General features: G+C 68.6%; 1 protein-coding gene and 2 pseudogenes. All 3 read left to right on the top strand.

Annotated elements, in window-relative coordinates:
- A pseudogene (locus Y704_RS25400) lies at window positions 1-682 on the top strand (methyltransferase); the annotation flags it as partial.
- Between the two features lie 180 nt (window positions 683-862).
- The gene (gene dxs / locus Y704_RS0115490; protein ID WP_026550792.1) at window positions 863-2,836 is read left to right on the top strand and encodes a 1-deoxy-D-xylulose-5-phosphate synthase; all 1,974 of its coding nucleotides are present in this window, start codon (window positions 863-865) and stop codon (window positions 2,834-2,836) included.
- Between the two features lie 356 nt (window positions 2,837-3,192).
- Window positions 3,193-3,749: pseudogene (locus tag Y704_RS24630) on the top strand (hypothetical protein); the annotation flags it as partial.

The following is a 3,749-nucleotide window of genomic DNA, read 5'->3' as shown; positions in this document are numbered from 1 at the left end:
GGCGGCCGGCTCGCCGGCACGGCGTCCCGCAGCCATCGCAGCTCAGATCCAGGGCGCGTCGGTGGCAGTGCTCGATGTCGAATCGGGCCGGGCGCAGCGTCTGACAGGGCGGACCTGGCTGCAGGAGCGCGTCGGCGCCCACGAGTACCGGGTGACCGGCGCCGGGTTCTGGCAGATCCACCGCGGCGCGCCGTCGGTGCTGGTGGATGCGGTGCTGGCCGGGCTGAAGGCGGCACCGGGGGAGAAGGTGGCCGACCTGTATGCCGGGGCAGGGCTCTTCACTGTTCCGCTCGCAGCGACCGTGGGCAGCGGGGGGTCCGTCCTCTCCGTGGAGGGCTCCGCCAACACCAGCAAGGATGCCCGCCGCAACCTCCACGGCCAGGACCACGTCGTGATCGTGGAGGGCCGGGTCGAAAGCGTCCTCGATTCCTGGGAATGGCCGCTCGATGTGGTGCTGCTCGATCCTCCGAGGGCCGGGGCGGGAAAGCGTGTCGTCACGCAGATCATTCAGGCGAAGCCCCGTGCCGTCGGATACGTCTCGTGCGACCCGGCGTCGTTCGCCAGGGATCTCGGCCTGTTCCTGGCGCGGGGCTGGTCCCTCGACCAGCTGCGGGTTTTCGACCTGTACCCCCACACGCACCATATGGAGTCCTTCGCCGTCCTGACGCCGCCCGCAGAGTAGGAAGCCGCCGGGCCTTCCGCGCAATCCTGCCGTTCCGGCACGACGCGGCCCGCGGTAGCGAGGCAGCGGTCCACTTTCGGCAACGAATTTAATGGCACCCTCCAGCGCTTCCGAACGTTAGAGTTAACGCAAAATCAACGGCGAAGGCTTCGCCGCGGCCCACAAACGGAGGAGGCGCCGATGGGACTCTTGGACACAATCCGCAGCCCGCAGGACCTGAGTAAGCTTTCCGAGCACCAGCTCACGGCCCTCGCCGATGAGATCCGTACCTTCCTCGTGACGAACGTGTCCCGCACCGGCGGGCATCTCGGGCCGAACCTCGGGGTGGTCGAGTTGACCCTCGGCATCCACCGGGTCTTCGATTCTCCGCGCGACAGTGTCATCTTCGACACCGGTCACCAGTCCTATGTGCACAAACTCGTCACCGGGCGCCAGGATTTCAGCACGCTCCGCCAGGAGGGCGGCCTGTCCGGCTACCCCTCGCGCGCCGAGTCGGTGCACGACGTCGTCGAAAGCTCCCACGCGTCGTCGTCGCTGTCCTGGGCCGACGGCATCTCGCGCGCCCGCGTGCTGGGCGGTGAGGGCGACCGCTACACCGTGGTCCTCGTGGGCGACGGCGCCTTGACCGGCGGCATGGCCTGGGAAGCCATCAACAACATCGCCGCCGACAAACGGCGCCGCGTGGTGATCGTGGTCAACGACAACGGACGTTCCTATGCTCCGACCATCGGAGGCGTGGCCGACTATCTCGCATCGCTCCGCCCGGCCCTCGACTCGGTGCGGACCCACCGCGTCTATGAACGGACCCTCGACTGGTTCAAGGGTCGCCTCCAGAATGGGGGGCCTGTCGGCGAATTCGGTTACAAGAGCCTCCATGCCATGAAGAAGGGCGTCAAGGACTGGTGGGCTCCGCAGGGGCTCTTCGAGGACCTCGGCATGAAGTACGTCGGCCCGGTGGACGGGCACGACCTCGGAGCCGTGGAGCAGGCGCTCCACCTCGCCCGGAACTACGAGGGCCCGGTGATCGTGCACACGATCACCGAAAAGGGCCACGGCTACGCGCCCGCCCGGGCGCACGAAGCCGACCAGTTCCACGCCGTCGGCATCATCGACCCCGAGACCGGCGAGCCCGTCGACGCCGCCGGCAAGCAGTCCTGGACGTCGGTGTTCGCGAACGAGATCGCCGACATCGCCGATGAGCGGCCCGACGTCGTCGGCATCACCGGCGCCATGCTGATCCCCGTCGGCCTGCACCGGTTCGCTGCGCGTCACCCGAACCGCGTGTTCGACGTCGGCATCGCCGAGCAGCACGCGCTGACCAGCGCGGCCGGAATGGCCTTCGGCGGGCTCCATCCCGTGATCGCCCTCTACGCAACCTTCCTGAACCGCGCCTTCGACCAGCTGCTGATGGATGTGGCCCTCCACAAGGCCGGGGTCACGATCGTGCTGGACCGTTCCGGGGTCACCGGACCCGACGGCGCGAGCCACCACGGCATGTGGGACATGTCCCTGCTGCAGTCAGTGCCGGGACTGCACCTCGCCGCACCGCGCGACGCGTCACGGCTGCGTGAAGAACTCCGCGAGGCCGTGCAGATTTCCGACGCGCCCAGCGTGGTGCGGTACTCCAAGGGCACGGTGGGTGCCGAGGTCGAGGCGATCGAACGGCTCGACGACGGCGTGGATGTCCTGTTCCGCCGGCCCGCCGGGTCGCAGCTCAACGACGTCCTGATCGTCAGCGTCGGCGCGATGAGCGAGCTTGCTCTCGATGTCTCGAACAGACTGGGCGCCCAGGGCATCAGCTCCACGGTGATCGACCCGCGGTGGGTGCTGCCCGTGCGCCGGTCGGTCATCAGCCTGGCGGCCGAGCACCGGATCGTCATCGTCATCGAGGACGGCGTCCGTGCCGGAGGCGTCGGATCGCGGATCCGGCAGGAGATGCGGTCAGCCGGTGTGGACACCGCGCTCAACGAGGTGGGGCTTCCCGTCGAGTTCCTCGACCACGGTTCGCGGAGCCAGGTCCTGAAGCGTGTGGGCCTGACGGCCCAGCAGGTGACCCACGACGTCGTTGCGCAGGTCCTGGGCACGAAGGTTCCGGTTGCGCGGCCGCTCGCCGGGCAGGAAGCGCCGGCGACGGGCCAGTTCCCGACGCTCTAACCGACGTTTCCGATGCTCGTGTGAGACAATTGCCGTGGTCGGTAGGGAACCCACATTTCCCCGCCGGTCCAGTGACAGGCTTCCGCTCTGCAGGCGACGCGCCCGGCACCAACAGCCCACCTACGGGGCTGGCTGCCGGGAATCCGTCTCGCAGATTCTTCGTCCACTACGACGGCCAAGTTGGAAAAGCGTCGCTGGTCTTCGAGTGATGCCGCACCCCATAGCCGGTGCGACCTCGAGTGACAATGACAACGACTTCCGGACCGCTGCGGGGAAGATGCCCGCGGCAGGCCGACATACCGCCCCCGAGGGCGCTTGGATGTGGCCGGCGCCGCAAGGGCTGGAGCCGCATACCCATGAATCAGATCGACCAGCAGCCAAGCGAACAGAACAGCGAAGAGCACTTCGACCAGCACGTTGGAGCGCTTTCCGACCAGAATTCGGAACAGCACCCGGAACGGACGGCCGAAGAGCGCGGGGGACCAGAGCCGATCGCCGACGTGCAGGAGGCGGCCGCACCCGCTCCCGCCAAGAAGGCACCAAGGGTACGGCGCAAGGCGACGTCGCCGGCCGGAGCCCCGCCTGCTCCTCCGCAGCCCATCACGCCTGAGCCCATCACTGCGGCCTCCGGCGCTTCCACGCCTGAGCCGGCCGGTCATCCGACGGACGGGCAACTTGTTGGAGATACCGCTCCGGCGGGGCCGCGTAAGCGGGCATCCCGTTCACGCAAGCCCCAGGTGGCGCCGTCGGGTGAGCCCGCCGTCGAAACGGTGAACACGTCCCTGCCGGAGGCTTCGGTGAAGGCCCAGGATGCTCCGGACACCGCGCCGAAGGCCAAGGCACCAGCCACGGCACCGAAGACCAGGCGCCGCGCGGCAACCGCAGAGGCGGGTCCGGCCGCTCCGGCCACCGT

The organism is Arthrobacter sp. Br18, assembly GCF_000520555.1.
Lineage (GTDB): Bacteria > Actinomycetota > Actinomycetes > Actinomycetales > Micrococcaceae > Arthrobacter_D.
This window is presented reverse-complemented; position numbering and strand designations above follow the sequence as displayed.